This window comes from Limnohabitans sp. 2KL-1 (assembly GCF_003063435.1).
Lineage (GTDB): Bacteria > Pseudomonadota > Gammaproteobacteria > Burkholderiales > Burkholderiaceae_C > Limnohabitans_A.
Genome location: NZ_NESL01000015.1, coordinates 1 through 25,483, shown reverse-complemented (window position 1 = coordinate 25,483; position 25,483 = coordinate 1). Strand labels below are relative to the sequence as shown.

Annotated in this window: 24 protein-coding genes and 1 tRNA gene; 14 read left to right on the top strand and 11 right to left on the bottom strand. The window is 60.3% G+C overall.

Going from position 1 to position 25,483, the window contains the following annotated elements:
• Positions 1-5: 5 nt before the first annotated feature.
• From argG to B9Z47_RS17425, 3 genes are all read left to right on the top strand, one after another.
• Positions 6-1,346 carry an argininosuccinate synthase gene (gene argG, locus B9Z47_RS17435; protein ID WP_108311535.1) on the top strand — a complete coding sequence of 447 codons (1,341 nt, stop codon included), beginning with the start codon at positions 6-8 and terminating at the stop codon, positions 1,344-1,346.
• Positions 1,347-1,442: 96 nt separating this feature from the next.
• Positions 1,443-1,697, top strand: coding sequence for a DUF4160 domain-containing protein (locus B9Z47_RS17430; protein ID WP_108332509.1), 255 nt, complete (start codon positions 1,443-1,445; stop codon positions 1,695-1,697).
• A gap of 11 nt (positions 1,698-1,708) precedes the next feature.
• Positions 1,709-1,951, top strand: a complete 243-nt coding sequence (locus B9Z47_RS17425) for a DUF2442 domain-containing protein (protein WP_108332485.1) — start codon at positions 1,709-1,711, stop codon at positions 1,949-1,951.
• 904 nt (positions 1,952-2,855) lie between these two features.
• Here the strand turns inward: B9Z47_RS17425 and murB are convergent.
• A complete protein-coding gene (gene murB, locus B9Z47_RS17410) occupies positions 2,856-3,908 on the bottom strand; it encodes a UDP-N-acetylmuramate dehydrogenase (RefSeq protein ID WP_108332483.1) in 1,053 nt (350 codons plus the stop codon).
• A gap of 41 nt (positions 3,909-3,949) precedes the next feature.
• Between murB and B9Z47_RS17405 the strand changes: the two genes are divergently transcribed.
• Positions 3,950-4,435 (top strand): YajQ family cyclic di-GMP-binding protein, encoded by a 486-nt coding sequence (locus B9Z47_RS17405; protein ID WP_108332482.1) that lies wholly within the window; start codon positions 3,950-3,952, stop codon positions 4,433-4,435.
• Between the two features lie 25 nt (positions 4,436-4,460).
• Here B9Z47_RS17405 and B9Z47_RS17400 read toward each other — a convergent pair whose 3' ends face one another.
• The 5 genes from B9Z47_RS17400 to B9Z47_RS17380 all read right to left on the bottom strand — a co-directional run bounded on the left by B9Z47_RS17400 (position 4,461) and on the right by B9Z47_RS17380 (position 8,871).
• A complete protein-coding gene (locus B9Z47_RS17400; RefSeq protein WP_108332481.1) occupies positions 4,461-4,820 on the bottom strand; it encodes a RidA family protein in 360 nt (119 codons plus the stop codon).
• On the bottom strand, positions 4,817-5,446 hold the full coding sequence (gene plsY / locus B9Z47_RS17395) for a glycerol-3-phosphate 1-O-acyltransferase PlsY (RefSeq protein WP_108332480.1): 630 nt from the start codon (positions 5,444-5,446) through the stop codon (positions 4,817-4,819). The genes B9Z47_RS17400 and plsY overlap by 4 nt, the downstream gene beginning before the upstream one ends.
• A 28-nt stretch (positions 5,447-5,474) precedes the next feature.
• Positions 5,475-5,966 carry an aminoacyl-tRNA deacylase gene (locus B9Z47_RS17390; RefSeq protein ID WP_108332508.1) on the bottom strand — a complete coding sequence of 164 codons (492 nt, stop codon included), beginning with the start codon at positions 5,964-5,966 and terminating at the stop codon, positions 5,475-5,477.
• Positions 5,967-5,977: 11 nt separating this feature from the next.
• A complete protein-coding gene (locus B9Z47_RS17385; RefSeq protein ID WP_108332479.1) occupies positions 5,978-7,039 on the bottom strand; it encodes an aldo/keto reductase in 1,062 nt (353 codons plus the stop codon).
• 71 nt (positions 7,040-7,110) lie between these two features.
• A complete protein-coding gene (locus B9Z47_RS17380) occupies positions 7,111-8,871 on the bottom strand; it encodes an acyl-CoA synthetase (RefSeq protein ID WP_108332478.1) in 1,761 nt (586 codons plus the stop codon).
• Between the two features lie 25 nt (positions 8,872-8,896).
• Between B9Z47_RS17380 and B9Z47_RS17375 the strand changes: the two genes are divergently transcribed.
• The 6 genes from B9Z47_RS17375 to B9Z47_RS17350 all read left to right on the top strand — a co-directional run bounded on the left by B9Z47_RS17375 (position 8,897) and on the right by B9Z47_RS17350 (position 15,463).
• Positions 8,897-9,811 carry an alpha/beta fold hydrolase gene (locus tag B9Z47_RS17375; RefSeq protein WP_108332477.1) on the top strand — a complete coding sequence of 305 codons (915 nt, stop codon included), beginning with the start codon at positions 8,897-8,899 and terminating at the stop codon, positions 9,809-9,811.
• Between the two features lie 78 nt (positions 9,812-9,889).
• Positions 9,890-10,420 carry a hypothetical protein gene (locus tag B9Z47_RS17370; RefSeq protein WP_233253867.1) on the top strand — a complete coding sequence of 177 codons (531 nt, stop codon included), beginning with the start codon at positions 9,890-9,892 and terminating at the stop codon, positions 10,418-10,420.
• Positions 10,421-10,491: 71 nt separating this feature from the next.
• A protein-coding gene (gene prfB / locus B9Z47_RS17365; protein WP_108332476.1) for a peptide chain release factor 2 occupies positions 10,492-11,596 on the top strand; the annotation gives its coding sequence in 2 pieces (ribosomal slippage) (positions 10,492-10,572 and positions 10,574-11,596; 1,104 coding nt in all).
• Positions 11,597-11,629: 33 nt separating this feature from the next.
• A complete protein-coding gene (gene pepN / locus B9Z47_RS17360) occupies positions 11,630-14,341 on the top strand; it encodes an aminopeptidase N (protein ID WP_108332475.1) in 2,712 nt (903 codons plus the stop codon).
• A 25-nt stretch (positions 14,342-14,366) separates the two neighbouring features.
• On the top strand, positions 14,367-15,374 hold the full coding sequence (locus tag B9Z47_RS17355) for a class 1 fructose-bisphosphatase (RefSeq protein WP_108332474.1): 1,008 nt from the start codon (positions 14,367-14,369) through the stop codon (positions 15,372-15,374).
• Positions 15,375-15,387: 13 nt separating this feature from the next.
• Positions 15,388-15,463, top strand: a tRNA-Thr gene (locus B9Z47_RS17350).
• 132 nt (positions 15,464-15,595) lie between these two features.
• Here the strand turns inward: B9Z47_RS17350 and B9Z47_RS17345 are convergent.
• Together B9Z47_RS17345 and B9Z47_RS17340 are read right to left on the bottom strand one after the other, a co-directional pair.
• On the bottom strand, positions 15,596-16,816 hold the full coding sequence (locus B9Z47_RS17345; protein ID WP_108332473.1) for an MFS transporter: 1,221 nt from the start codon (positions 16,814-16,816) through the stop codon (positions 15,596-15,598).
• Positions 16,817-16,821: 5 nt separating this feature from the next.
• Positions 16,822-17,646 carry a hypothetical protein gene (locus B9Z47_RS17340; RefSeq protein ID WP_233253865.1) on the bottom strand — a complete coding sequence of 275 codons (825 nt, stop codon included), beginning with the start codon at positions 17,644-17,646 and terminating at the stop codon, positions 16,822-16,824.
• Between the two features lie 243 nt (positions 17,647-17,889).
• On the opposite strand from B9Z47_RS17340, the gene B9Z47_RS17335 reads away from it, so the two are divergent.
• A complete protein-coding gene (locus B9Z47_RS17335; RefSeq protein WP_108332471.1) occupies positions 17,890-18,624 on the top strand; it encodes a CoA pyrophosphatase in 735 nt (244 codons plus the stop codon).
• Positions 18,625-18,631: 7 nt separating this feature from the next.
• Positions 18,632-19,597: a CobD/CbiB family protein gene (locus tag B9Z47_RS17330; protein WP_108332470.1), complete on the top strand. Its 966-nt coding sequence runs from the start codon at positions 18,632-18,634 to the stop codon at positions 19,595-19,597.
• A 61-nt stretch (positions 19,598-19,658) separates the two neighbouring features.
• On the opposite strand, the gene rsgA is transcribed toward B9Z47_RS17330, so the two are convergent.
• From rsgA to B9Z47_RS17315, 3 genes are read right to left on the bottom strand one after another with little or no spacing between them, the layout of a single operon-like run.
• A complete protein-coding gene (rsgA, locus tag B9Z47_RS17325) occupies positions 19,659-20,639 on the bottom strand; it encodes a ribosome small subunit-dependent GTPase A (protein ID WP_108332469.1) in 981 nt (326 codons plus the stop codon).
• A 6-nt stretch (positions 20,640-20,645) separates the two neighbouring features.
• Positions 20,646-20,957, bottom strand: coding sequence for a 4a-hydroxytetrahydrobiopterin dehydratase (locus tag B9Z47_RS17320; RefSeq protein ID WP_108332468.1), 312 nt, complete (start codon positions 20,955-20,957; stop codon positions 20,646-20,648).
• Positions 20,954-22,213, bottom strand: a complete 1,260-nt coding sequence (locus B9Z47_RS17315; protein WP_108332506.1) for a M48 family metallopeptidase — start codon at positions 22,211-22,213, stop codon at positions 20,954-20,956. The genes B9Z47_RS17320 and B9Z47_RS17315 overlap by 4 nt, the downstream gene beginning before the upstream one ends.
• 133 nt (positions 22,214-22,346) lie before the next feature.
• On the opposite strand from B9Z47_RS17315, the gene orn reads away from it, so the two are divergent.
• Both orn and B9Z47_RS17305 read left to right on the top strand, forming a co-directional pair.
• A complete protein-coding gene (orn, locus tag B9Z47_RS17310) occupies positions 22,347-22,934 on the top strand; it encodes an oligoribonuclease (protein WP_108332467.1) in 588 nt (195 codons plus the stop codon).
• 260 nt (positions 22,935-23,194) lie between these two features.
• Positions 23,195-25,279, top strand: coding sequence for a DEAD/DEAH box helicase (locus tag B9Z47_RS17305; protein WP_108332466.1), 2,085 nt, complete (start codon positions 23,195-23,197; stop codon positions 25,277-25,279).
• Positions 25,280-25,483 lie beyond the last annotated feature (204 nt).

Below are 25,483 nucleotides of genomic sequence, written 5' to 3'. Positions count from 1 at the left end.
CCCTCATGAGCACCATCCTGCAAAACCTGCCCAAAGGGCAAAAAGTCGGCATCGCCTTCTCGGGCGGCCTGGACACCTCTGCCGCCCTGCTGTGGATGAAGCAAAAGGGCGCCCTGCCCTACGCCTACACCGCCAACCTGGGCCAGCCTGACGAGTCCGACTACAACGAGATTCCCCGCAAGGCGATGGAATACGGTGCCGAAAAAGCCCGCTTGGTCGACTGCCGCACCCAGCTGGCGCACGAAGGCATCGCCGCCATCCAGTGCGGCGCCTTCCACATCTCCACCGGTGGCATCACCTACTTCAACACCACCCCACTGGGCCGCGCCGTCACGGGCACCATGCTGGTGGCCGCCATGAAGGAAGACGACGTCAACATCTGGGGCGACGGCAGCACCTTCAAAGGCAACGACATCGAGCGCTTTTACCGCTACGGTTTGCTGACCAACCCGAGCCTGAAAATCTACAAGCCCTGGCTCGACCAGCTGTTCATCGACGAGCTGGGTGGCCGCGCCGAAATGAGCGCATTCATGACGGCCAACGGTTTTGGCTACAAGATGAGCGCCGAAAAGGCCTACTCCACCGACAGCAACATGCTGGGCGCGACCCACGAAGCCAAGGACCTGGAAAGCCTGCAAAGCGGCATGAAGATCGTCAACCCCATCATGGGCGTGGCGTTCTGGAAGCCCGAAGTGGAGGTGAAAGCCGAAGAAGTGAGCGTGCGCTTTGAAGAAGGCATGCCCGTGGCCTTGAACGGCGTGGAATACGCCGACCCGGTCGAGTTGTTCCTCAAAGCCAACGAAATCGGCGGCCGCCACGGCCTGGGCATGAGCGACCAGATCGAAAACCGCATCATCGAAGCCAAGAGCCGCGGCATCTACGAAGCCCCCGGCATGGCGCTGCTGCACATCGCCTATGAGCGTTTGGTCACTGGCATCCACAACGAAGACACCATCGAGCAGTACCGCATCAACGGTCTGCGCTTGGGCCGCTTGTTGTACCAAGGCCGCTGGTTCGACCCGCAGTCCATCATGCTGCGCGAAACCGCCCAGCGCTGGGTGGCCCGCGCCGTGACCGGCACCGTGACGTTGGAGCTGCGCCGCGGCAACGACTACAGCATCCTGAACACCGACTCACCCAACCTGACTTACGCACCAGAGCGCCTGAGCATGGAAAAGGTGGAAGACGCGCCGTTCAGCCCGCTCGACCGCATTGGTCAACTGACCATGCGAAACCTGGACATCGTGGACACCCGCGCCAAACTGGGCATCTACGCGCACGCTGGCTTGCTGTCGGTGGGCGAAGGCCCGCACATCTACAAGTTGGATGGCAGCGGCAAGAAGTGATTTTTATCGCTTTAAATGAAAAACGGCCTTTGGGCCGTTTTTTGTTGTCGTCCTGCTTGCTGCCTTGTTGGCGTATTCCGCCTTGCCACCATCAGCATGTTTTACGGAATCTTGGTCTCCATGTTCTTTGAGGACACGGACAGACATCACCTCGCCCACATCCATGTGCGCTACGCAGGCGACAAAGCAGCCATCGCCATTGCCGACGGACGTGTTTTGGCTGGCGGGTTTCCACCCAAGCAGTTGAAAATGGTTCAAGCCTGGATCGAGATTCACAAGGATGAATTGCTGGCCGACTGGGAGCTGGCCAAGGCTGGCGAGCAGCCCTATCCGATTGACCCTTTGCGCTGAGGAGCAGAACCATGCAAGACTTGTTGGATGTGACCGCGGTCAAGCCCATAAAAGATCATTGGCTGGCTTTGTCGTTTGAAAACGGTGAAAACCGTTTGTTCGATGTCAAACCCCTGCTGACCAAAAAACCCTTTGCGCCGCTACAGCAATGGCATGTTTTTGAACAAGCTTATGTGTTTGCCGGCACGGTGAACTGGCCTGGCAACATCGATATTTCACCTGAAACTTTGTACGAACGCTCGGTGCTTGCTTAAGGTGACCATTGCACGTCAGCGGCCAAACAACGGCAATAATTAATACTTGGTTTTTAATCGGCATAGGGGGCCTCCGGTAGGAGGCACCCCTGCCACACCACCCGGCATGCGGGTCCGCACCGGGCGGTTCGAGAGCTTGAGGTTCATGGGCAGGTCCTCAGTGAGCCACCTGTGCCCAGCCTTGAACCCTTCCATCCCCGTGTCTGGGTGCTCATGCAACGTACCTCCAGCTTCGTCGCTGATGGGATCACGCCCGGCTTCACCGTACGCTACGCCCACCCGCCTAGGTCTCCCCAGCATCTGACGCATGGCCTTGCAGCTTTGCACGTCCTCAGACTCTCACTCTCGTTCGGTCCTTCACGGTCTCCATCCGGCCTTGTGGGCCTCGTACTGCCGCTACTACGACCTCTGCTGACTTCTCGCTCCGGCTCAAGCCGTCGCCCTTTCAGGCACAAGGCGAGATCTCCCCAGGTAAGGGTCGCACACCTTCATCGCACAACCGCCGCATTTACGCCACCTCGCCTTGGTCACAAGAGCTTTGCAGTAATGGGCCTGCTCGCCCTGCTTGGCAACGCCTTCTATGCGGTTCTTGTTCATCGGCTCACGATTTACGCTCCACGCTTCCTTCCCACGCTCGGTCGCCCTCACGCAGTTGCGCTTCGCTTTGCTCACTGTGACCAGCTCGCAGCGGGACTTGCACCCGCAGGTGTGCGCCCATGCTGGGCGCACCCAATGAAAAACGGCCTTCGGGCCGTTTTTTGTTGTTTCGCATGTGTTTCAGGTGTTTTCCGCCTTGGTACGGGCTGGGGCCTGAGCGGATCGGCCGATTTGGCGAGCGAAGTGAGTATGAGGCCGACCGCTCAGGCCCCAGCCCGTCGCGGCAAAGCACCACAGACGCAAAAAATCAAATCACCACAGGCTCAGGCTCCAGCCGAATCCCAAACCGCTCATACACGCTGGTCTGAATGGCCTTGGCCAGCGTCATCACCTCGCCCCCCGTACAGGGATGTTCAGCAGTCCCCCGGTTCACCAACACCAGCGCCTGCTTTTCATAGACGCCGGCGTGGCCCACGGTCTTGCCTTTCCAGCCGCAGGCGTCGATCAGCCAGCCTGCTGCCAGCTTGATGGTGCCGTCGGGCATGGGGTAGTGCACCACTTTCGGGTCGCGGGCGATGATGTCGGCGCATTGCTCGGGCGTGACGGTGGGGTTCTTAAAGAAGCTGCCCGCGTTGCCAATCACCTGCGGGTCGGGCAGTTTGGCGCGGCGAATCGCCACGATCCAGTCAAAAATCTGCCGGGCATCGGGGTTGTGGATGCCGGTCTCGGCCATTTTGCGCTCCAAATCGAGGTAGCCCAGCTCGGGCTTCCAGCGTTTGGCCAGCGCAAAGCGCACCCGCAAAATCACCGAACGGCCTGCCAAGCCCAAACCTTCAGGGCCTCCCGATGCGTGTTTGAACACCGAGTCCCGGTAGCTGAAACCGCACTGCGCGGCGTTCAGGGTGAACAACTCGCCCGTCAGCATGTCCATCGCATCTAGCGAATCGAACCGGTCTTGCAACTCCACCCCATAGGCCCCAATGTTTTGCACGGGCGATGCCCCCACTGTGCCGGGAATGAGGGCCATGTTTTCGAGACCCGGGTAACCGTTGTCCAGCGTCCAAGCCACCAGGTCGTGCCAGTCCACACCCGCACCCGCTTCAACAATCCAGTGTTTGTCGGTCTCAGAGGCCAGGCGCAGGCCCGGCACCTCCACCTTGAGCACCAGCGCCTTGACGTCGCCAGTGAGCACGATGTTGCTGCCGCCGCCCAGCACCTGCCGGGGCAAGGTGGCCAGTTGGGGGTCGGCCAGCACGGCCCGCAGATCGGCTTCGGAGCGCACGCGCACCAAAGCCTGGGCTTTGGCGGCAATCCCAAACGTGTTGTAGGGCTGCAGGGGGACGTTTTGCTCCAGGTTCATGGGAGAATTGTCGCATTCTCAACCCCCGGATTTTTACCGCCATGCCCTCGTTTGATACCGTTTGCGAACCCAATATGGTCGAAGTGCGCAACGCCGTTGACACTTCAGCCAAAGAAATCGGCACCCGTTTTGACTTCAAAGGCACGTCTGCCAACATCGAACTCAAGGACAAAGAGATCACGATGTTCGGCGATGCCGAGTTTCAGCTCACGCAGGTCGAAGACATCCTGCGCAACAAACTGACCAAGCGCAACGTGGATGTGCGCTTCCTGGACATTGGCAAAGTCGAGAAAATCGGCGGCGACAAGGTTAAGCAGGTCATCAAGGTCAAAAACGGCATCGAAACCGAAGATGCCAAGAAGATCACCAAGCTGATCAAGGAAAGCAAGCTCAAGGTGCAGGCGTCGATTCAAGGCGACGCCGTGCGTGTGACCGGCACCAAGCGCGACGACCTGCAGGCCGCCATGGCCCTGCTGCGCAAGGACATGACCGAGCTGCCCTTGAGCTTTGACAACTTCCGCGACTGAACGCCCGCGAGGCTGCCCCTAGCTGTCAGCCCCTGACGGCTGCCGTGACCACCACTTCAAGCTTGTAGTCCGGATTCGCCAACGCAGCCTGAACGGTGGCGCGGGGCGGTGCACTGCCCGCCACCACCCAAGCATCCCAGACCTCGTTCATGGCGGTGATGTCGCTGATGTCTTGGAGGTAAATTTGGGCGCGAAGAATGCGGGTTTTATCACTGCCCGCCTCCAGCAGTCGAAGGTCTATTTGGCGCAGGACATCGGCGGTTTGGCTGCGAATGTCTTTGGCTTGACACTCGGGCACCATGCCCGCCAGATAAACCACCCCGTTGAAAATGGCCGCCTCGCTGTAGCGAGCTGCCACATGCAGCCGTTGGATGTCATCGCTCATGCTTTTTTCTTCCCCAGTTGGGACTCTGTCCCTGCCAACAGGCGGCGGATGTTTTCACGGTGTCGCCAGACCAGCAGCAAGGCCATGATGGCCAAGCTCAAGACTTCTGTTGCCTCAGACTGCCATGCCACCCCGTCACCAAACCGGTAAAACGCAGGGGCAAACACCGCAGCCACCATGGAGGCCAGCGAAACATAACGGCTGAAATACAGCACGATGGCAAAGGTCAGCAAAACCGCCAGCGCAAGAGTGCCATTGACCCCCACCACCACGCCCACCGCCGTGGCCACGCCTTTACCTCCGGCAAAGCCAAAAAACACCGGGTACAAGTGGCCCAAAAATGCCGCCAGACCTGCCCATGCAGCCAAGCCGGCACCCCATCCTTGCTCAGGACCATAGGCCAACACCAGCGCAACAGGCAACCAGCCCTTGAAGGCATCCAGTACCAACGTCAAAATGGCGGCTTTTTTGCTGCCCGAGCGCAGCACGTTGGTGGCCCCGGGGTTCTTGCTGCCGTAGCTGCGTGGGTCGTTCAGCCCCATCAGTCGGCTGACGATCACCGCAAAACTGAGCGAGCCTGCCAGATAACTGGCCAGGACCACACCCGCTTGAATCAACATCTCCATCCGGATCTCCCTTGTTTTTGAACTGGCGTCATTCTGCCAGCGCGCAGTTGACAGGCCTGGCCTCCAGCAGCTGCACACACACCTGCGGATCAATGCCCACCAGATAACCCCGCCTGCCGCCATTGATGCAGATGCGCGGCAAGGCCAGGATGCTTTCTTCAATGAACACCGGCATCTGGCGACGCGTGGCAAACGGCGAGGTGCCGCCCACCAGATAGCCACTGTGGCGGTTGGCCACCTCGGGCGCACAAGGCTCAACCGACTTGAGCCCCACTTGGCGGGCCAGGTTTTTGGTGGACACCTTGCGGTTGCCGTGCATCAGCACCACCAGCGGCTTGGCGTCCTGGTCTTGCATGATCAGGGTCTTAACCACGCTGAACGGGTCCATGCCCAGCATCTGGGCGCTGTGCTGGGCGCCGCCATGCTCCAGATACTCGTAAGGATGCTCGGTGAAGCTCACCCCCTGCTGGCGCAAGAGCGCCGTGGCCGGGGTTTCACTGACTTTGTCTTTCTTGGCCATCGCCACAAAAATCAAAGGGCAGGGTCGCGCATTTCCCAACGGATCGCGTCAATCGCCTTGAGCACCTCCGGGCTCAGCTGGGTGCTCCAGGCGGCCAGGTCTTCATTGAATTGCGCCAGCGAGGTCACGCCAATGATGGTGCTGGTCACGCTCCAGCGGTGGTAGCAAAACGCCAGCGCCATTTGGGTGGGGGTCATGCCGTTGTCACGCGCCAACTGGTTGTAGCGGCGGGCAGCCGCCAGCGCCTCGGGGCGGCCCCAGCGCTGTTTGCGCATCGAATCGTAGCGGGCAATGCGACCACCATCGGGCACCAGTGGGCCGGTCAGGTCCATGTTGTCGTATTTGCCCGTCAGCAAACCAAAGCCCAGCGGCGAATAAGCCAGCATGGACACGTTCAGGCGGTGGCAGGTTTCATCGAGCCCGTTGTCGTAAGTGCGGCTGACCAGCGCATAAGGGTTTTGTACCGTGGCCACACGCGGCAGGCCATGCTGCTCGGCCAGGCGCACAAACTCGTGCACGCCATAAGGGGTTTCGTTGGACAAACCGATGTAGCGCACCTTGCCCGCCTTGACCAGTTGGCCCAGGGCTTCGAGTTGTTCGTGGATCGACGTGACCGATTTGTCCTTGCTCGGGTCGTAATAGGTGATGCCAAAGGCGGGCACATGGCGCTCGGGCCAGTGGATTTGGTACAGGTCGATCACATCGGTTTGCAGGCGGCGCAGGCTGCCTTCGCACGACTTCAGGATGTCCTGGCCAGTCATGCCCGCGCCTTCACGGATCCAGGGCATGCCACGCGAGGGGCCCGCCACTTTGGTGGCCAGCACCAGCTTCTGGCGGGCACCGGGGTTTTTGGCAAACCAGTTGCCGATGTAAGTTTCGGTGGCACCGCAGGTCTCGGCCGTGGCCGGCACGGCGTACATCTCGGCGGTGTCGATGAAGTTGATGCCCGCTTCCAGCGAGCGGTCCAGGATGGCGTGCGAATCGGCTTCATTGACCTGCTGACCAAACGTCATGGTGCCCAAGCAAATGGGCGTGACTTGCAGGTCAGATTGACCGAGTTGAACGAGTTTCATGGAAATGTCCTGTGTTGGAAAAATCTGGCAAGGTGGGTGCAGGTGCACCCACCGGATGTTTGCTTATTTTGTCATGCGGCTGCCCGTGGCTCTGTCGCCAAAGACCTCGCCTCTTCTTGCAGACGCAGCACCCGGCGCTGCACCTTGCCGGTGGTGGTCATGGGCAGCTGGTCGATGAACTCGATCTCTTTAGGGTATTCATAAGGGGCCAGCAAGCCGCGCACATGGGCTTGCAGCGCCTGGCGCACCGTGTCGTCAAAGGCCGCCTGCTTCGCGCCACCAGGGCGTCGGGTCAACCAGTCAGGCGACATGACCACATAGGCTTTGACCAGCGCCCCACGGTCTTTGTCGGGCTTGGGCACCACCGCAGCATTGGCCACAGCCGGGTGTTTGACCAGGCAGTTCTCGATCTCGCCGGGGCCAATGCGGTAACCCGCCGCCTTGAACATGTCGTCGGTGCGGCCTTGGTACCAGAGGTAGCCGTCTTCGTCGGCCACGGCCATGTCGCCCGTGCGGCACCAGTCGCCCGTGTATTTGGCCTGCGTGGCTTGGTCGTTGTTCCAGTAGCCCAAAAAGAATACCGGATCGGGGTGGCCGTGCACGTCAAAACGGTTGACGGCCACCTCGCCAGGCGTGCCTGCGGGGCAAAGCTGGCCCGCCTCGTCGATCACCGCCACCCGGTGCCCGGGGTAGCCCTTGCCCATGCTGCCGGGTTTGGCCGGCCACAAGCGCGTGCAGTTGCCCACCACGTAGTTGATTTCGGTCTGGCCGAACATCTCATTGACCGTGACGCCCAGCTGGTCTTGGCAATAGCCAAACACCGCATCGCCCACCGCTTCACCCGCGCTCATCATGGCTTGCAGTTTCAGGCGGTAGCGGCCTTTCACATCGGGCACCGCCTTCATCATGGCCTTGAGCGCCGTGGGGAACAAAAAGGTGTGCGTGACGCTGTGGCTTTGCAAAATCTCGAACGCGACTTCTGGCGAAAAGCGCCCGTTGAAGGCCACGATGGGGCGGCCGAAATACAGGCTGGGCAGCAAAGCGTCCATCAAGCCGCCCGTCCACGCCCAATCAGCGGGCGACCAGAACACAGCTTGGGACGGACGATTGGCCTTAAACGGGTCAAAGCCGAACCAGTTCTGGCTGCACACAAAACCCGTGAGGTTACCGATCAGCGCCCTGTGCGGAATCAGTGCCCCCTTGGGGTTGCCGGTGGTGCCGCTGGTGTAGATCAGCACCGCCGGATCGTCGGCCAACGTGGCCACGGGCTTGAAGGTGCTTTCACTGGCCTGCATGGAGCGGGCGCAATCCAGGTCGGCCAGTGCCCCGGCCTGCCCCACCCCGATCAGGGTTTGCAATCCTGGGCAGTCAGGCCGGGCTTGCCGCAAAGCGTCAAGTGTCGATTCGTCGCACACCGCCACCCGCGCTTGGCTGTCGTTGATGCGAAACGACAGCGCCTCGGGGCCAAACAGCATGGACAGCGGCATGGCCACCGCCCCCATTTGCAGCACCGCCATGTAGGCCACGGCGGTTTCAAAGCGCTGGGGCAGCACAATCGCCACCCGGTCACCGCGCTGCACGCCTTGCGCCCGCAACACATTGCTCAAGCGGTTGGCGGCGGTTTGCAGCTGGCCAAAAGTCCAGCTTCGGCCCAGGCCCTGCCCCGCCACATGCTCCCGTATGGCCACATGCCGTGCCGTGGCAGGTTCAGCCGCCCATCGCCCGCAACACGCCTGCGCCATGTTGAAGCGCTTGGGCACTTTCCAGCCAAAACGGATGTGCAAGGCCTGGTAATGGTCAACAAGCGGGTCTTGGGCGTGACTGCGTGGCATCGGTTGTCTCCTTATGATTCAAAGTATGTACGAAGTTCAACGCCCCTCCACCAGCTCCTGGGTGCCGCTGCGCGGCTGCCGCTACCACGTCCGTCACTGGGGCGACAGCGCATCCGACGCCACACCGCTGGTGCTGGCCCACGGCTGGATGGATGTGGCCGCCTCTTACCAGTTCATGGTCGATGCGCTGAGTGAGGCTTTTGTCAGCCAGCGCCCCATCATCGCGATGGACTGGCGCGGCTATGGCCTCACCGACACCCCACCCACTGACAGCTACTGGTTCCCCGACTACCTGGCCGATCTGGACGCCCTGCTGGATGTGCTGTACCCGGGCCGCACCATCGATCTGGTGGGCCACAGCATGGGCGGCAATGTGGTGATGATGTACGCAGGCAGCCGCCCCGAGCGCATCCGCCGCCTGGTCAACCTCGAGGGCTTTGGCATGGCCGCCACCCGGCCATCGCAGGCCCCGGGTCGCATGGGCCAGTGGCTCGACGAACTCAAGGCCCAGCGCCAGGGCGACAAGGACCTCAAAACCTATGCCGACGCAGCGGGCGTGGCGGCGCGCTTGATGAAAACCAACCGACGCTTGGGGCCCGACAAAGCCAACTGGCTGGCACAGCACTGGGCGCGCCCGGGTGCCGATGGCCAGTGGCGCATCCTGGGCGATGCGGCCCACAAGGTCATCAACCCCTATCTTTTTCATGTAGAAGAAACGCTGGAGATGTACCGCCGCATCACCGCCCCGGTGCTGGCGGTCGAGGCCTCGGACGACTCGCTCGGCCAGTGGTGGAAAAAGCAATACACGCTGGACGAATACCACGAACGCCTCAAAGCCGTGCCACAGGTGCAGATCGCGGTGATCCAGGACGCCGGGCACATGCTGCACCACGACCAGCCGCAAGACCTGGCGCGGATGCTGGAGCAGTTTCTGGCCTGAAGACCGTGTTCCCGCTGAATGGCGGCTGAATGCTTCCGGTCTAAAATCCGCCGCATTCCATTTGAACGGGCCTTGTCTGTGCGTTTCTTCTCCTTCTCCCTGATCGGCCTGCTGGCGTCCCTGCTGGGTGCACTGCCTGCGGCGCATGCCCAGTCTCCTGACCGTTATTGCCCCTCTTTTATCGAAGTAAAGGGCGCACCCGAGCCCACGCACCGGGGTGAATTCACGTTCTCGCCCTACACCCTCCACTGGAGCCATAACCCGGAGCACAAACCGGTGGTGCTGGCGGCCATGGATGAGCAAGTGCCCGGCAACCGTTTTTGCGGTGTCGCCCTGTTCAGCAACTCGTTTGGCCAGCCCTCCGTCTATGTTTACGTGGGCCAGGAATTTGACCATCTGCTGGGCAACCCCCGTTTGTTTGTCAAAGTGACCGCAGGCATCCTGTACGGCTACGTGGGCCAATACAAAGACAAAGTGCCGCTCAACCACGGTGGTTTTTCGCCGGCCATCATCCCTTCGGTGGGCTACAACTTCAACGCGCACGACTCAGTGCAAATGAAAGTGCTGGGCAATGCGGGCCTGATGTTCTCTTACGGACGGAAGTTTTAAGCCACAGCTGCGGCCCGTGCTGGGTCAACTCATGAGAAAATGCCTGGTTTACCGAACCGGACACATTCCCCATGGACGCAGAACGCATCAACCAAATCGGCGCATCCCTCACAGACCTGACCGCTCGTACCCACGAGTTACGGGGGTATCTTTGACTACGATGCCAAATCTGAACGGCTGAGAACCGTCAACGCATCGCTCGAAGATCCCACGGTCTGGAACGACCCCAAAAAAGCCCAAGAACTGGGCAAAGAGAAAAAAGCCCTCGACGGCGTGGTGGTGACCATCACCAACCTGACAAGCGAATTGGCCGACAACCTTGAACTCTTTGAGATGAGCAAGGAAGAAGGCGATGACGATGGCTTGCTGACCATCGAAGCTGAAGCCGCCAAACTGACTGCTCTGGTCGAAGACCTCGAATTTCGCCGCATGTTCCGCCACGAGGCCGATCCGCTCAACTGTTTTGTCGACATCCAGGCCGGTGCCGGTGGCACCGAAGCCTGCGACTGGGCCAGCATGCTGCTGCGCCAGTACATCAAATATGCCGAACGCAAAGGCTTCAAGGCCACCGTGGAAGACGAAACCCCGGGCGACACCGCAGGCATCAAGGGCGCGACCATCAAGATCGAGGGCGAATACGCCTTTGGCCTGTTGCGCACCGAAACTGGCGTGCACCGCCTGGTGCGCAAAAGCCCGTTTGACTCATCAGGTGGCCGCCACACGTCTTTTGCATCGCTGTTTGTGTATCCCGAGATCGACGACTCGATCGAGATCAACATCAACCCGTCGGACGTGCGCACAGACACCTTCCGTGCCAGCGGCGCGGGCGGTCAGCACATCAACAAGACCGACTCGGCGGTGCGCCTGACCCACATCCCCACGGGCATCGTGGTGCAGTGCCAAGACGGCCGCAGCCAACACAGCAACCGCGATGTGGCCTGGCAACGCCTGCGCTCGCGCCTGTACGACTTCGAGATGCGCAAGCGCCTGGAAGAGCAGCAAAAGCTGGAAGACACCAAGACCGATGTGGGCTGGGGTCACCAGATCCGCAGCTATGTGCTGGACAACAGCCGCATCAAGGATTTGCGCACCAACGTCGAGATTTCGGCCACCCAAAAGGTGCTCGATGGCGACTTGGATGCGTTCATCGAAGCCTCACTGAAACAAGGCCTCTGACCCGGTCAGACCGCAAACAAAACGGAGTTAGTGATGCGTGAAGGACAACCCACCGCGATTCACCGGGAAGCTTATGCCGCCCCGGCCTTCTGGATCGACACGGTCGATCTGACGTTCGACCTCGACCCCACAAAAACCCGCGTGCTCAACAAAATGCGCCTGCGCCGCAACCCCGACGTGGCGGCCCAGCCGCTGCGCCTGGACGGCGAAGACCTCAACCTGGCCCGCGTGCTGGTCAACGGCGGCGGCACCTCGTTCAAGATGGACGGCAATCAGCTGGTGCTGGAGAACCTGCCCGAAGGCCCTGATGCCTTTGATCTGGAAATCTTCACCACGTGCAACCCCGAGAAAAACACCCAGCTGATGGGCCTGTACGTCAGCAACGACTCGTTCTTCACGCAGTGCGAGGCAGAAGGTTTTCGCCGCATCACCTATTTCCTGGACCGCCCGGACGTGATGGCCAGCTACACCGTCACGCTGCGCGCCGACAAGGCCAAGTACCCGGTGCTGCTGAGCAATGGCAACCTGGTCGAGCAAGGCGCGCTGGAGGATGGCCGTCACTTTGCCAAGTGGATTGATCCGCACAAAAAGCCCTGCTATTTGTTCGCCCTGGTGGCCGGTCAGCTGGTGGCGCGTGAGCAGCGCATCCTGAGCCGCTCCGGCAAAGAGCATTTGCTGCAAGTCTTTGTGCGCCCCGGCGACCTGGACAAGACCGAGCACGCGATGAACTCGCTCATGGCCAGCGTGGCCTGGGACGAGGCCCGATTTGGCCTGCCGCTGGACCTGGAACGCTTCATGATCGTCGCCACCAGCGACTTCAACATGGGCGCGATGGAAAACAAGGGCCTGAACATCTTCAACACCAAATACGTGTTGGCGAACCCGGCCACCGCCACCGACATGGATTTCGGCAACATCGAATCCGTCGTGGGCCATGAGTATTTCCACAACTGGACCGGCAACCGCATCACCTGTCGCGACTGGTTTCAGCTCTCACTCAAAGAAGGCCTCACCGTCTTCCGCGACCAGGAATTCAGCCAGGACATGGCAGGCGACACCAGCGCCCGTGCCGTCAAGCGCATCGAAGACGTGCGCGTGCTGCGCACCGTGCAGTTTGCCGAAGATGCTGGCCCCATGGCACACCCCGTGCGCCCTGACAGTTACGTCGAAATCAACAACTTCTACACCGTCACCATCTACGAAAAAGGCTCTGAAGTCGTTCGCATGATGCAAACGCTGGTGGCCACGCCCACCGACAGCCTAGGCCGCGACGGTTTTGCCCAAGGCATGAAGCTCTACTTTGAGCGCCACGATGGTCAGGCCGTGACCTGCGACGACTTTGCGCAAGCGATTGCCGATGCCAACCCCGGCTCGGCACTGGCCAACAACCTGAGCACGTTCAAGCACTGGTACAGCCAGGCGGGCACGCCGCGACTGCAAGCAACAGGTGAATACAACGCCGCCGAGCGCACTTACACCCTGACGCTCAGCCAAAGCTGCCCGACCACACCCGACCAGTCGAACAAAGCCCCGTTTGTCATACCCGTCACCCTGGGCTTGCTCAGCCGCGACGGCCAGGCCCTGCCCCTGCAGATGGTCGGTGCGAGCGACTCAATGACGCAGCAAACGCTGGTGCTGACCGAGGCCAGCGCCCGCTACACCTTTGTCAATATCGACAGTGCGCCCGTGCCTTCGTTGCTGCGGGGTTTCAGCGCCCCGGTTGTGCTCGAAGACGGCCTGAACGCCGATGACCTGCTGATCTTGCTGGCGCACGACAGCGACCCTTTCAACCAATGGGAAGCCGGTCAGCGGCTGATGTTGCAAAGCGCCTTGGATGCCATCCAGCAAAACAAAGACGTGACCGGCCTGCCCGTGTTGTCCGACGCCCTGGTGCAAGCCCTGCGCAACGTGCTGCGCCACCCCGGCCTGGACGCTGCGTTTAAAGACTTGGCGCTCACCCTGCCCTCAGAAAACTACATCGCCGACCAGCTCGATGTGGTGGACCCGCAGCGCGTGCACGCCCTGCGCGAAACCATGCGCGTGCAATTGGCCACCGCCCTGCAAGCCGACTGGCAATGGGCTTGGGATGCCCACAAGAACAATGGTGCCTACTCCCCCGATGCCAAGTCATGCGGCCGCCGCGCGCTGGCGGGTCTGGCCATGACCATGCTGTGCATCGCTGCTGTGCAAAGCGGCGACGCCGTCACGCCCGGCCGTGTGTACCAGCAGTTCAAGGACGCGGGCAACATGACCGACCGTTTCAACGCCTTGTCGGCGCTGGTAGTCAGCGGCCATGCCCTGGCGCAAGATGCGCTGGCCCACTTCCACAAGCTGTTCCAACACGAAGCGCTGGTCATCGACAAATGGTTTGCCCTGCAAGCCGGTGCGCCTGACCGTGCTGGCGACATCCTGCCGCGTGTGCGCCAGCTGATGCAGCACCCTGACTTCAGCCTGCGCAACCCCAACCGCGCCCGCAGCCTGATCTTCAGCTATTGCAGCGCCAACCCGGCAGGCTTTCACCGCGCCGACGCGGCGGGCTATGTGTTCTGGAGCGAGCAAGTGCTGGCCCTGGACGCCATCAACCCGCAAGTGGCCGCCCGCTTGGCTCGCGCCATGGACCGCTGGAGCCGCCTGGCCGAGCCCTACCGCAGCGCGGCCCGCGTGGCGGTCGAACGCGTGGCCGCCAAGGCCGACCTCAGCAATGACGTGCGCGAAGTGATCAGCCGCGCATTGAGCAGTCATTGACCGCACCCGAACCCAAGGAACGAACATGAGCAGCAAAATTTCCCTGTCCCGCTACTTGGTGGAGCAGCAACGCGACAAAGGCCACATCCCGGCCGACTTGCGCTTGCTGCTCGAAGTGGTCGCCCGCGCCTGCAAAAGCATCAGTCACGCCGTCAACAAAGGCGCTTTGGGTGGTGTGCTGGGCAGCGCCGAAAGCGAGAACGTGCAAGGTGAAGTGCAGAAAAAGCTCGACATCATCGCCAACGAAGTGCTGCTCGAAGCCAACGAATGGGGCGGGCATCTGGCCGCCATGGCGTCTGAAGAGATGGACAGCATCTATCTGGTGCCCAACCGCTACCCACAAGGCGAATACCTGCTGCTGTTTGATCCACTCGATGGCTCGTCCAACATCGACGTCAACGTCAGCATCGGCACCATCTTCAGCGTGCTCAAAAAAGCCGAAGGCAGCCAAGGCGTGACCGAGCAAGACTTCTTGCAACCGGGCAACCAGCAAGTGGCCGCAGGTTACTGCGTGTATGGCCCGCAAACCACCCTGGTGCTCACCGTGGGCGATGGCGTGGCGATGTTCACACTTGACCGCGAGCAGGGCTCTTTTGTGCTCACGCAAGAAAACGTGCAGGTGCCAGCCGACACCAAAGAGTTTGCGATCAACATGAGCAACATGCGCCACTGGGACGAACCCGTGCGCCGCTACATTGACGAATGCTTGCAGGGCAAAGAAGGCCCGCGCGGCAAAGACTTCAACATGCGCTGGATCGCCAGCATGGTGGCCGACGTGCACCGCATCCTGACCCGTGGCGGTGTGTTCATGTACCCCTGGGATAAGCGCGAACCGCACAAAGCCGGCAAGCTGCGCCTGCTGTACGAAGCCAACCCGATGAGCTGGCTCATCGAGCAAGCCGGTGGTGCATCGACCAACGGTAAAGAGCGCATCCTGGACCTGAAACCCGGCCAATTGCACGAACGCGTCAGCGTCATCCTCGGCTCCAAAAACGAAGTGGACCGCCTGACCAGCTACCACGCAAAGGTATAATTTTCAAGGTTAAGCCGGTGTAGCTCAGTCGGTAGAGCAGCTCATTCGTAATGAGAAGGTCGGGTGTTCGATTCATCTCTCCGGCACCACTCACAACAAGCCCTGATGCGCAAGCTTCAGGGCTTTTTTGTGCAGTCAGAATGTACCGGCCAGCACATTCAGTGCCACCAGCACCAGCTTGCCGGCCCACAACACCCGCAGAATGACAACGGTATGCTGAATCAGGCCCGCAGCCGATCCCGTCGCGCCAAACCCGGAAACAGCCGCAACCATGCCGCAGCAACCAGCACCGTCCCCAAGCCCCCGCTGACCACGGAAAACTCCGGACCCCACAATGCGGCCACGGTGCCCGATTCAAATTCACCCAGCTGGTTGGATGCCCCAATGAAAATGGAATTGACGGCCGCCACCCGACCGCGCATTTCATCGGGGGTTTCCAGCTGCATCACGGTCAAGCGCACCACCACGCTGATGTTATCGGCAGCACCGGTCACAGCCAAGGCGATTACCGACAGCCAAAAACTGTGCGACAAACCAAATGCCACGGTGGCCAGACCGAACACAGCCACCGCCATCAACAGCCTGCGGCCCACATGCCGGTCAAGGGGCCAGCGGGTCAGCGCCAACGACATGAGCAAAGCCCCCACCGCAGGTGCAGCCCGCAACACCCCCAGCCCCTGCGGGCCCACATGCAAAATGTCGCGGGCATAAATAGGCAGCAAGGCCGTGGCCCCACCCAGCAACACGGCAAACATGTCCAGCGATGTCGCACCCAACAGCACTTTGTGACGCCAGACAAACACCAGCCCGGCCAGCAGATGCTGCAACGTAGCCGCTTGCGTGGATGGGCGGTGTGCATAGCGAACGAACAGGCTCAGGAGCGCGGCCGCCAGCAACATCCCTGCGGCCGTCAAATAAACGATGCCCGCCCCTTGGGCGTAAAGGATGCCGCCCAATGCGGGGCCTGCGATGATGGCCACTTGCACACTCCCCGAGCTGAGCGCCACTGCACGGGGCAGCAAATGCATGGGCACCAACGTGGGTGTGAGGGCTTGCTGGGCAGGCATCTGAAACGCCCGGGTCGTGCCCAGCACCACAGAGACTGCCAGAATCAATGCACGCGAAGCGAATTGCCATTCAATCGATGCCAGCAGCAAAACGGCCACCAGTGCTTGTACAAACACACACAGGGCAAAAATTCGCCCCCTGTGAAATTTGTCGACCACATGCCCTGCAGGCAAGGCAACCAGCAACGCAGGCATGAATTGAAAGAGACCGACCAACCCCAGGTCCCATGCACTGGACGTGAGGTCATACATGTGCCAAGCCACCGCCACCATGAGCATCTGGTTGGCAGTCAGCCCACTGACCCTGGCCAGCAAAAAGCGGACATAGGCCTTTTGGGCCCACAACTCAGACAGGGGGGCCGTGCCCGAATTCACGGGGGTTACGCGTCGGTGTCGGGTGTCAAACTGTCGGCCTGCAGTTCAGCAGGCACAGCAGGTTCGGTCACCACATGACGAAGGGTTTCACGCAGCATTTTTTTCTCAGGCAAGCTCAGTGCACGGGCCAGACGCTGGCGCATGCGCAGCAGCAATTGGCGGTCCACTTCTTGCGGGATCCCTCGGCTGATTTGTAGCGCGTCACGCAGGTCCTCACGCAAATCTTCCGGCTCTTCGGCCCACCAACCCGTGATGACCTCGTGCATTGATTTGCGCAATTCCTCCACATCCTCCACCGCCAAGCCCATGCCAGAGGGCATTTTGCCTTGCAGCATATCGGCCAAAGCCTGCGAGTTGACCACCACACGGCGATCAGCCTGGGCCAGCAAACGGGCCCAACCCGGATCGGTACGCACCATCTGAGGCATGTTGCGAGCCGACTCATCGGCCAGCAGGTGCACACTCAGTCCACTGAGTTGGGCTTCATCGATGGTGGCCAAAAATCGTTCATCGTCACTGGCCACAAGAACATGGTCACAGGCGTGGTGTTCGGCCAGTTGTTTGAGGTCATGACCCAGCGAGCGCAGCAAAGAGGCACCGCCGTCGGCGTCGTGGGCCTGCACCAGACGCACGATCTGGTCATCAATGACCAGCCCATCGGAACGGTCGCTGTACCAGTAAATGCGTTTCAAATCGACATCGAGCGCCGATTGGGTCAGGGCCTGAGACAACAAGCTCAGCAGTCCTTGGCGATTGACCGACTCGCCAGTGGCACCCATGGCCCCCTGCTGAGCCAACCAGATCAGAAAGCGGCCATCAATCAAGGCCATGCAGGTGCCACTTCGGTGCTCGCCAAAACGGCGATCGGAACGTGAATCTTGGGGAAAATAATCGCGCTTCATGAGTAAACCTAAATCAATATAGAAAAACCATACAGCTGCAAAAAAACACAGCTGACATGATTTTAAGGCCTCGACATGAACGCAGGGCCATCACTTGCTGATGACCGTGTCGAAGATCTCATTCATCGCCAACAGTCCGCTCCGTGTGCCAAGTGCCCGGGTCGGTTATAAATCACACCTGTGTCCACCACTTTGACTTTTGATCCCCGCGATGTTCCTGTTTGGCGAATCGATCACGATTTGCCTGCAGTGCCCTGTTCTCATTGGCACCCGGATGCTTTGAAAACACGTTTCAAGCACCCACCTGACTGGCGACCGGAAATAGAGCGTGAGCCGTCCTTTTCAAATCGTCAACCTGCAAAGGCCGCTGTCTTGATCCCCATCGTGATGCGTGGTGACGATCTTCGGCAGTCCACCGTTTTACTGACACGGCGTGCCGCTCACATGTCCACACATTCAGGACAAGTCGCGTTTCCAGGTGGCAAAGTGGATCCCGAAGATGCCAATGTCCGTGCAACAGCCCTGAGAGAGGCACATGAGGAAGTGGGTCTGCACCCGCATCATGTACAAGTCGTCGGCGAATTGCCGGTCTATGTGACAGGCACCGCATTTTGGGTCACCCCCGTGATTGGCCTGGTCTCAACCGGCTTTGAACTCAGACCCAACCACGATGAAGTAGATGATGTGTTCGAAGTACCCCTGTCTTTTTTGATGAACCCGGCTAACCACCGCCGCCACCACCATGATTGGCAAGGTGCCAGCAGACAATGGTTTTCCATGCCTTATCAGGAAAACCGCACCATGCCCAATGGCGATGTCGTGACCATAGAACACTTCATCTGGGGGGCTACAGCCGCCATGCTCCGCAATTTTTACCGCTTTTTAGTGGTCAACCCAGCCCCTTGAGGACCTCATGAGTTTTTTTGCCATTTTGTTGGCCTTGGTGCTGGAGCAAGCCCGACCACTCAAGAACAACAACCTGATTTTTGTGACCACCGAGCGTTGGGCGAGCTGGGTGGCCAGAACCTTTGATGCAGGCACACGACAGCAAGCATGGATCACCTGGTGCATCACCGTGGTGGCACCCGCTGTGCTGGTCATGTTGGCGCATTGGATTTTGGAGTTCAGTCTGGGCTGGTTGTTTGCGGCCTTGTGGAACGTCGCGCTGCTCTACACCACCTTGGGTTTCAGGCAATTCAGTCACCATTTCACAGGCATACGCGAAGCCTTGGAAAGCGCAGACGAAGACAAGGCACGCGAGTTGCTGGCCCAATGGCAGCAAGTGCACGTAGGACAAATTCCGCGCAGCGAAATCGTGCGACATGTGATCGAGTATTCGGTGATCGCGGCACACCGCCATGTGTTCGGGGTGTTCTTTTGGTATGCCGCGTTGTCCATCATCGGGCTGGGCCCCGTTGGCGCGGTGCTTTACCGCCTGACCGAGTTTGCGCAACGCAAATGGCAACAGTCCACCCACGAAGGACCGCTGGGCAGCGATGTGCTGCGTTCTGTGGCCGCACGGGCATGGCTGGCCATGGATTGGCTGCCTTCACGCATGACAGCGCTTGGGTTTGCGATTGTGGGCAGTTTTGAAGATGCGATGGATGGCTGGCGCAACCACGCACAAAACTTCCCGGAAGACAACGATGGCGTGATTTTGGCTGCCACGGCAGGTGCCATCAACATCCGTCTGGGTGGTGCGGCCTTGCAGCCCCACAACGATCAAAAAGACAGTCCGCAAACGCCGGGGGGCACCAGCACACCGGGCAGAGCTCCGGATGTCGCCCATTTCGCGCAAGTGGTCGGACTGGTTTGGCGCACTGTGATCATGTGGCTGGTGCTGATTGCGCTACTGACCATGGCCAATTTGATGGGCTAAAACCGAGCGACGCCAACATGGCAGCACGGGAACCTGCACCGTTCCTTGTTCGGCATCGGTTTCACCAGCGCTGCTGGCTCAACTCCTCAAACAACTGTGCATAAATGCGGTGACGCCGCACGCTGATGGTGCCGGGACTTTGCTCGGTTTCCACCTGCGCCAGCACTGCACAACCGGGTTCATGCAAATGCGTGCAGTTGTAAAACTTGCAGCCCCCCAGATGCTTGCGCAAATCGGGCATGCAGTCTGCCAGGCGTGTGGGCTCGATGTGGTGCAGGCCAAACTCCTGAAAGCCGGGTGAATCGATCAAGGCCGTGCGTGCAGCACCCTTTTCAGCAAACCCATCGAGCGCGGGCACCCAGTACCAACGCGTGCTGGTCGTGGTGTGTTTGCCCGAGTTCAGGGCCAGCGAAATTTCGCCGGTTTCCACCTGCGCATCGGGCACCAAGCGGTTGATGAGTGTGCTTTTGCCACTGCCTGACGGCCCCAATACCAGCGTCGTCAGTCCTTGTAAATGCGCACACAAGGCGGACACGCCATCGTCGGCCACCGGGCTGCGCGGGCTCAGGCTGATGGGCATCACGCTGTAGCCCATGGAGCGGTAAGGGGCCAAGCGCTCCCAAGCTTGGGCAAAGGGCTGGGCCAGATCGCTTTTGTTGAGCGCAATGATGGGTGTGATGCGCTCGGCTTCGGCGGCCACCAGGGCGCGCGAAAGCTGACTTTCCGAATACTCGGGGTCGGCCGCGATCAGGATCAGCACGCGGTCCAGATTGGCGGCAAAGGATTTGGTGCGGATTTCGTCTTGCCGGTAAAACAGGTTGCGGCGCTCTTGCAGTTTTTCGATGCTGCCCTCGTCGCCTGCGATTTGCCAGAGCACCTGGTCGCCCACCACCACCTGGTTTTTCTTGCCCCGGGGGTGGCAAATGAGGCGTCGGCCTTCGGGCGTCTCCACCAGGCAATGGCGGCCATAGGTGGCCACGACCAGCCCCGGCTCCAAATCGTGGGCTGGGGGCAAGGCTGTGCGCGCTTTGGGTTTATTCATGCCGCATCATGCCGGTAACAAGGCGTCGGTCTGGGTGGCGGCCTCGAAGTCGAGTCGGCTCAAACCACGCACATCGTGCGTGTTCCAGCGCACCACGCAACGTTTGTAGGTCAACACCAGTTCGGGGTGGTGGTTGAGCTTTTCAGACAACCAGCCCACGCTGTTGACGAAGAGCAAAGCGTGCGTGTGTTGGGCGAATTCAAAGGTTTTTTCGATGGCAACGTTTTCGCCATCGCCCGACAAACGCCAGCCCGGAATCTGGCCAAGCGCCATGATCACCTCGGTCGGTTTGAGGGCGCGAATATCCGAAGTGCTCATGCGGTTTTCATCCTCAGCAAACGTTCGCTGGCCGGGGGGTGCGAGTAATAAAACTTCACGTACCAAGGATCTGGCGTCAAGGTAGAGGCGTTGTCCTGGTAGAGCTTGAGCAAGGCCGAAGACAAGTCCTTGCCCGGTGTTTGCAACACCGCATAGGCATCGGCCTCGAACTCTTGCTGGCGCGAGCGCCATGAAGACACAGGCGCAAAGAACAAAGTGAACACAGGTGTGACCAGCATGAACAAGACCAGTGCCAGCGCATCGTTGCTGCCCGACAAGTTGGGCATCACGCCCAGGCCCGTGTAAAACCAGACTTGCTGCGCCAGCCAGCCCAGCAGCGCCAAGCCTGCCAGTGTCATGGCAAAGTTGATCACCATCATCTTGACGATGTGCTTGTGCTTGAAGTGACCCAGCTCATGGGCCAACACCGCTTCCATTTCGGCCAGGCTCAGCTGCTTGAGCAAGGTGTCAAAAAACACCACGCGCTTGCTGGCCCCAAAGCCTGTGAAGAACGCATTGGAGTGTGACGATCGGCGGCTGCCGTCCATCACAAAAAAACCTTTGGCGGTGAAGCCTGCACGCTGCATCAGGGCCTGCACGCGGGCCTTGAGCGACTCGTCTTCCAAGGGCGTGAATTTGTTGAACAGCGGCATGATCACGTTGGGGGCAATGGCCATCAAAAACAGCTGCCAGCCCACCAACACGCCCCAGGCCCACAGCCACCACCACTGGCCCCCGGCTTGCATGAGCCACAGCACCACCCACAAAAGCGGCAAGCCCAGCGCCAGACCCAGCACCAGTCCCTTGGCCATGTCGGCGAACCACAAGGCGGGCGTGATTTTGTTGAAGCCAAATCGCTGCTCTACGCCAAAAGTTTGCATGAGCGACAAGGGCAAGCCGATCAGCCCCCCCACCAACGTGAAACCCAGCACCAGCGCGATTTGCTGCGCCATACCCGGCCCCATCCAATCCAGAAGCAACTGGTTGAGTGCATCCAGCCCGCCCAGCAATGTCCAGCCCAGCAAAACCGCCGCATCGAGTGCGATGTCGATTTGCGAAAGGCGAGCTTTGGCGAGGGTGTAATCGGCGGCTTTTTGATGGTCTGCCAAAGAGACCGTGCCAGCATAAGACACAGGCACCGCATCGCGGTGGCGGGCCACATGCCGCACCTGGCGGGCATTGAGCCAGAACTTGAGCGCCACATGCGCCAGCAAGGCCACGACCAAAGTCAGGGTCAAAGTCAAAGAAGGATTCATGCGCCGATTGTAGAAGCGGCCCGATCTGAGCGTCGTCAGCAAGGCCAAGCCAGCGGATGCGCCTGCACGGGTGCAGCTGGCACAGGTGTAGTTGCGCAAGAATGCACGGGGCGTCATCGGCGACAATCTCAGGATGTCTGAAGCGAATACACCCACCTCTCCTGAAGTGCCTGAATTGGCCAAATCCGACCAGAACCTGGTCTGGATCGATTGCGAAATGACGGGCCTGGACCCGGAAAAAGAACGCCTGCTGGAAATCGCTGTGATCGTGACCGGCCCGCACCTGACACCGCGTATCGAAGGCCCGGTGCTGGTGATCCACCAAAGCGACGAATTGCTGAACCAGATGGACAAGTGGAACAAGGGCACCCACGGCAAGAGTGGGCTGATCGACAAGGTCAAGGCCTCCACCACCAGCGAAGCCGATGCCGAAGAACAGATTCTGGCCTTTCTGAAAAAGTACGTGCCCAAAAACAGCTCACCCCTGTGCGGCAACACCATCAGCCAGGACAGGCGTTTTCTGGTCAAGTTCATGCCCAAGCTGGAAGCGTTTTTCCACTACCGCAACCTGGACGTGAGCACCCTCAAGGAACTGTCCCGCCGCTGGAAGCCCGAGGTGTATGCCAACTTCAAGAAGCAGCAAAAGCACACCGCCCTGGCCGATGTGCATGAATCCATCGACGAACTGGCGCATTACCGCGAGCATTTCATTCGTTTGTGATTTTTCAGGGAAAACCCTAGCGCTTTTTCCTGATCCGTGCCATAATCATGAGCTTGCTGCACACTGGTGCGGCAATTCATACATCTCCCTTCATGCCTTGACCCAACGATAGGGTCACTCACAGCGGCCAGGCTCCACGCCCAGCGCCCCTCGCGAGCACCGTTTGATGGTTGATGTTTTTTCAACCTTGCGGTGCTGACGACCCCATGCAACAGATCTCTGTTGGCAGTCGTTGTTCCGTGCGAGTTTTTTATACACACATGACCGACACTTTGAACACAGTGCAGGACGACTTGTCGCCTGCCGAAATCACATCCATCGCCACTGAGTCGCCTGCACAACCCGCTGCGACCAATATGGCCACTGAAATCATGGTCGCCGCAGCGGCCGAAATCACCCCCGAGCCTGCAGCTGAAGTCACAACTGAAGCAGCCGAAGAAGTTGAAGCCGTCGCCGACGTGCCCAACGGTTTCGTTGAACTGGGCCTGGCCCCGGAACTGGTGCAAGCCGTGGCCGATCTGGGTTACACCCAGCCCACTGCCGTGCAACTGCGCGCCATTCCTTTGGCTTTGCCAACTGCTGGCGGTTCCAAAGACGGCAAGTCCAACGGCTACACCGACCTGATGGTTTCCAGCCAGACCGGCAGCGGCAAAACCGCCGCCTTCTTGCTGCCCGTGCTGCACACCCTGATTCAGCAAATGGCCGAACAGGAAGCCGCTGAGCGCGCTGAGTTCGACCAGGCCTGCGCCGACGCAGCCGCCAAGGGCGAACCCGCTCCCAAGCGCTCCAAACGCAAAGACCCGACCAACCCACGCAACTTCAAGGCCCCAACCCCTGGCGCCCTGATCCTGTGCCCCACCCGTGAATTGGCCCAACAGGTCGCGCAAGACGCCATCGAGCTGGTCAAGCACACACGCGGTCTGCGCGTGGCCAACGTGGTCGGCGGTATTCCTTACCAGTTGCAAATTGCCAAGCTGCAAAACGCCAACCTGGTTGTGGCCACCCCTGGCCGTCTGCTCGACCTGCAACGCTCCATGCAAATCAAGCTGGACCAAGTGCAATTCCTGGTGGTGGACGAAGCCGACCGCATGCTCGACCTGGGCTTCTCGGACGACCTGGCTGACATCAACGACATGACCAGCCAACGTCGCCAGACCATGATGTTCAGTGCGACGTTTGCACCGCGCATTCAGCAACTGGCCATGCGCGTGATGCACGACGGTGGTTCTTCGGTCCAGAAAATCCAGATCGACAACCCGCAAGAAAAGCACAACAACATCAAGCAAGTGCTGTTCTGGGCCGACAACGCCCAGCACAAGCGCCAGATGCTCGACCACTGGTTGCGTGACGCCACGATCGACCAAGCCATCGTGTTCTCCAGCACCCAAATCGAGTGCGACGGCCTGGCCGCCGACCTGCAGCAAGACGGCTTCTCGGCTGTGGCCCTGCACGGTGCTTTGAGCCAGGGCATGCGCAACCGCCGCCTGATGGCTTTGCGCAATGGCCAAGTCCAGATTCTGGTCGCCACCGACGTGGCCGCCCGCGGCATCGACGTGCCCACCATCACCCACGTCTTCAACTTCGGCTTGCCGATGAAGGCCGAAGACTACACCCACCGCATTGGCCGCACTGGCCGTGCAGGTCGCGATGGCTTGGCCGTGACGTTTGCCGAAATCCGTGACCGCCGCAAGATCGGTGACATCGAGTCCTACACACGCCAGCCCTTCAAAGCCGAAGTGATTCCAGGCCTCGAACCCAAAGTGCGCATGCCTGAAGCGCGCAAGCCCATGGGCCGTGGCGGTGACCGCTTTGGCGGCGAACGCAACTACGCCAACGCAGGTGGTGGTTTCCGTGGTGGTCGTCCCGCCCCTGGTGGCCGCGACTTCGGTGGCAACCGTGACCGCGACCATGGTGGCGGTGGTTTCGACAACCGCGCACCACGTGGCAACTTCCGCGATGAACAGCCCCGTTTTGAGCAGCGCAGCGAACCCCGCTTCGACCAGCGCAAAGAAGGTGGCCGTTTTGACGCGCCCCGTGGTGACAACCGCGGCGGTGATCGTTTTGAGCAACGCGCTGCACCAGCCCACCCTTGGGACCGCGGCGATAGCCGCCCTGCCCCTCGCCAAGACGCCCGTCAGGACGGTCCACGTCAAGGTGGCCGCTGGGAAGAGCGTGGCGGCGACAACCGCAATGCTGCCCGCCCGGCTCCACGCGGCGCTGCAGGTGACAAGTTCGCCCGTGGTCCCAAGCAGTTTGGTGCCAGCAACTTCAAACCCCACGCTGCAGGCGAAGGCCCTGCAGGCAAGCGTGGCGGCACCCGCGTGCTGAAAATCACACGCGGTTGATCCATCCCCAGGGGTTCAAGCCCTGGAGTTTGAGGCCATCAATAAGGTCTTGCCCTCACCGGCAAGGCCTTTTTTCATGGGTGCGCCCAGCATGGGCGCACACCTGCGGGTGCAAGTCCCGCTGCGAGCTGGTCACAGTGAGCAAAGTGAAGCGCAACTGCGTGAGGGCGACCGAGCGTGGGAAGGAAGCGTGGAGCGTAAATC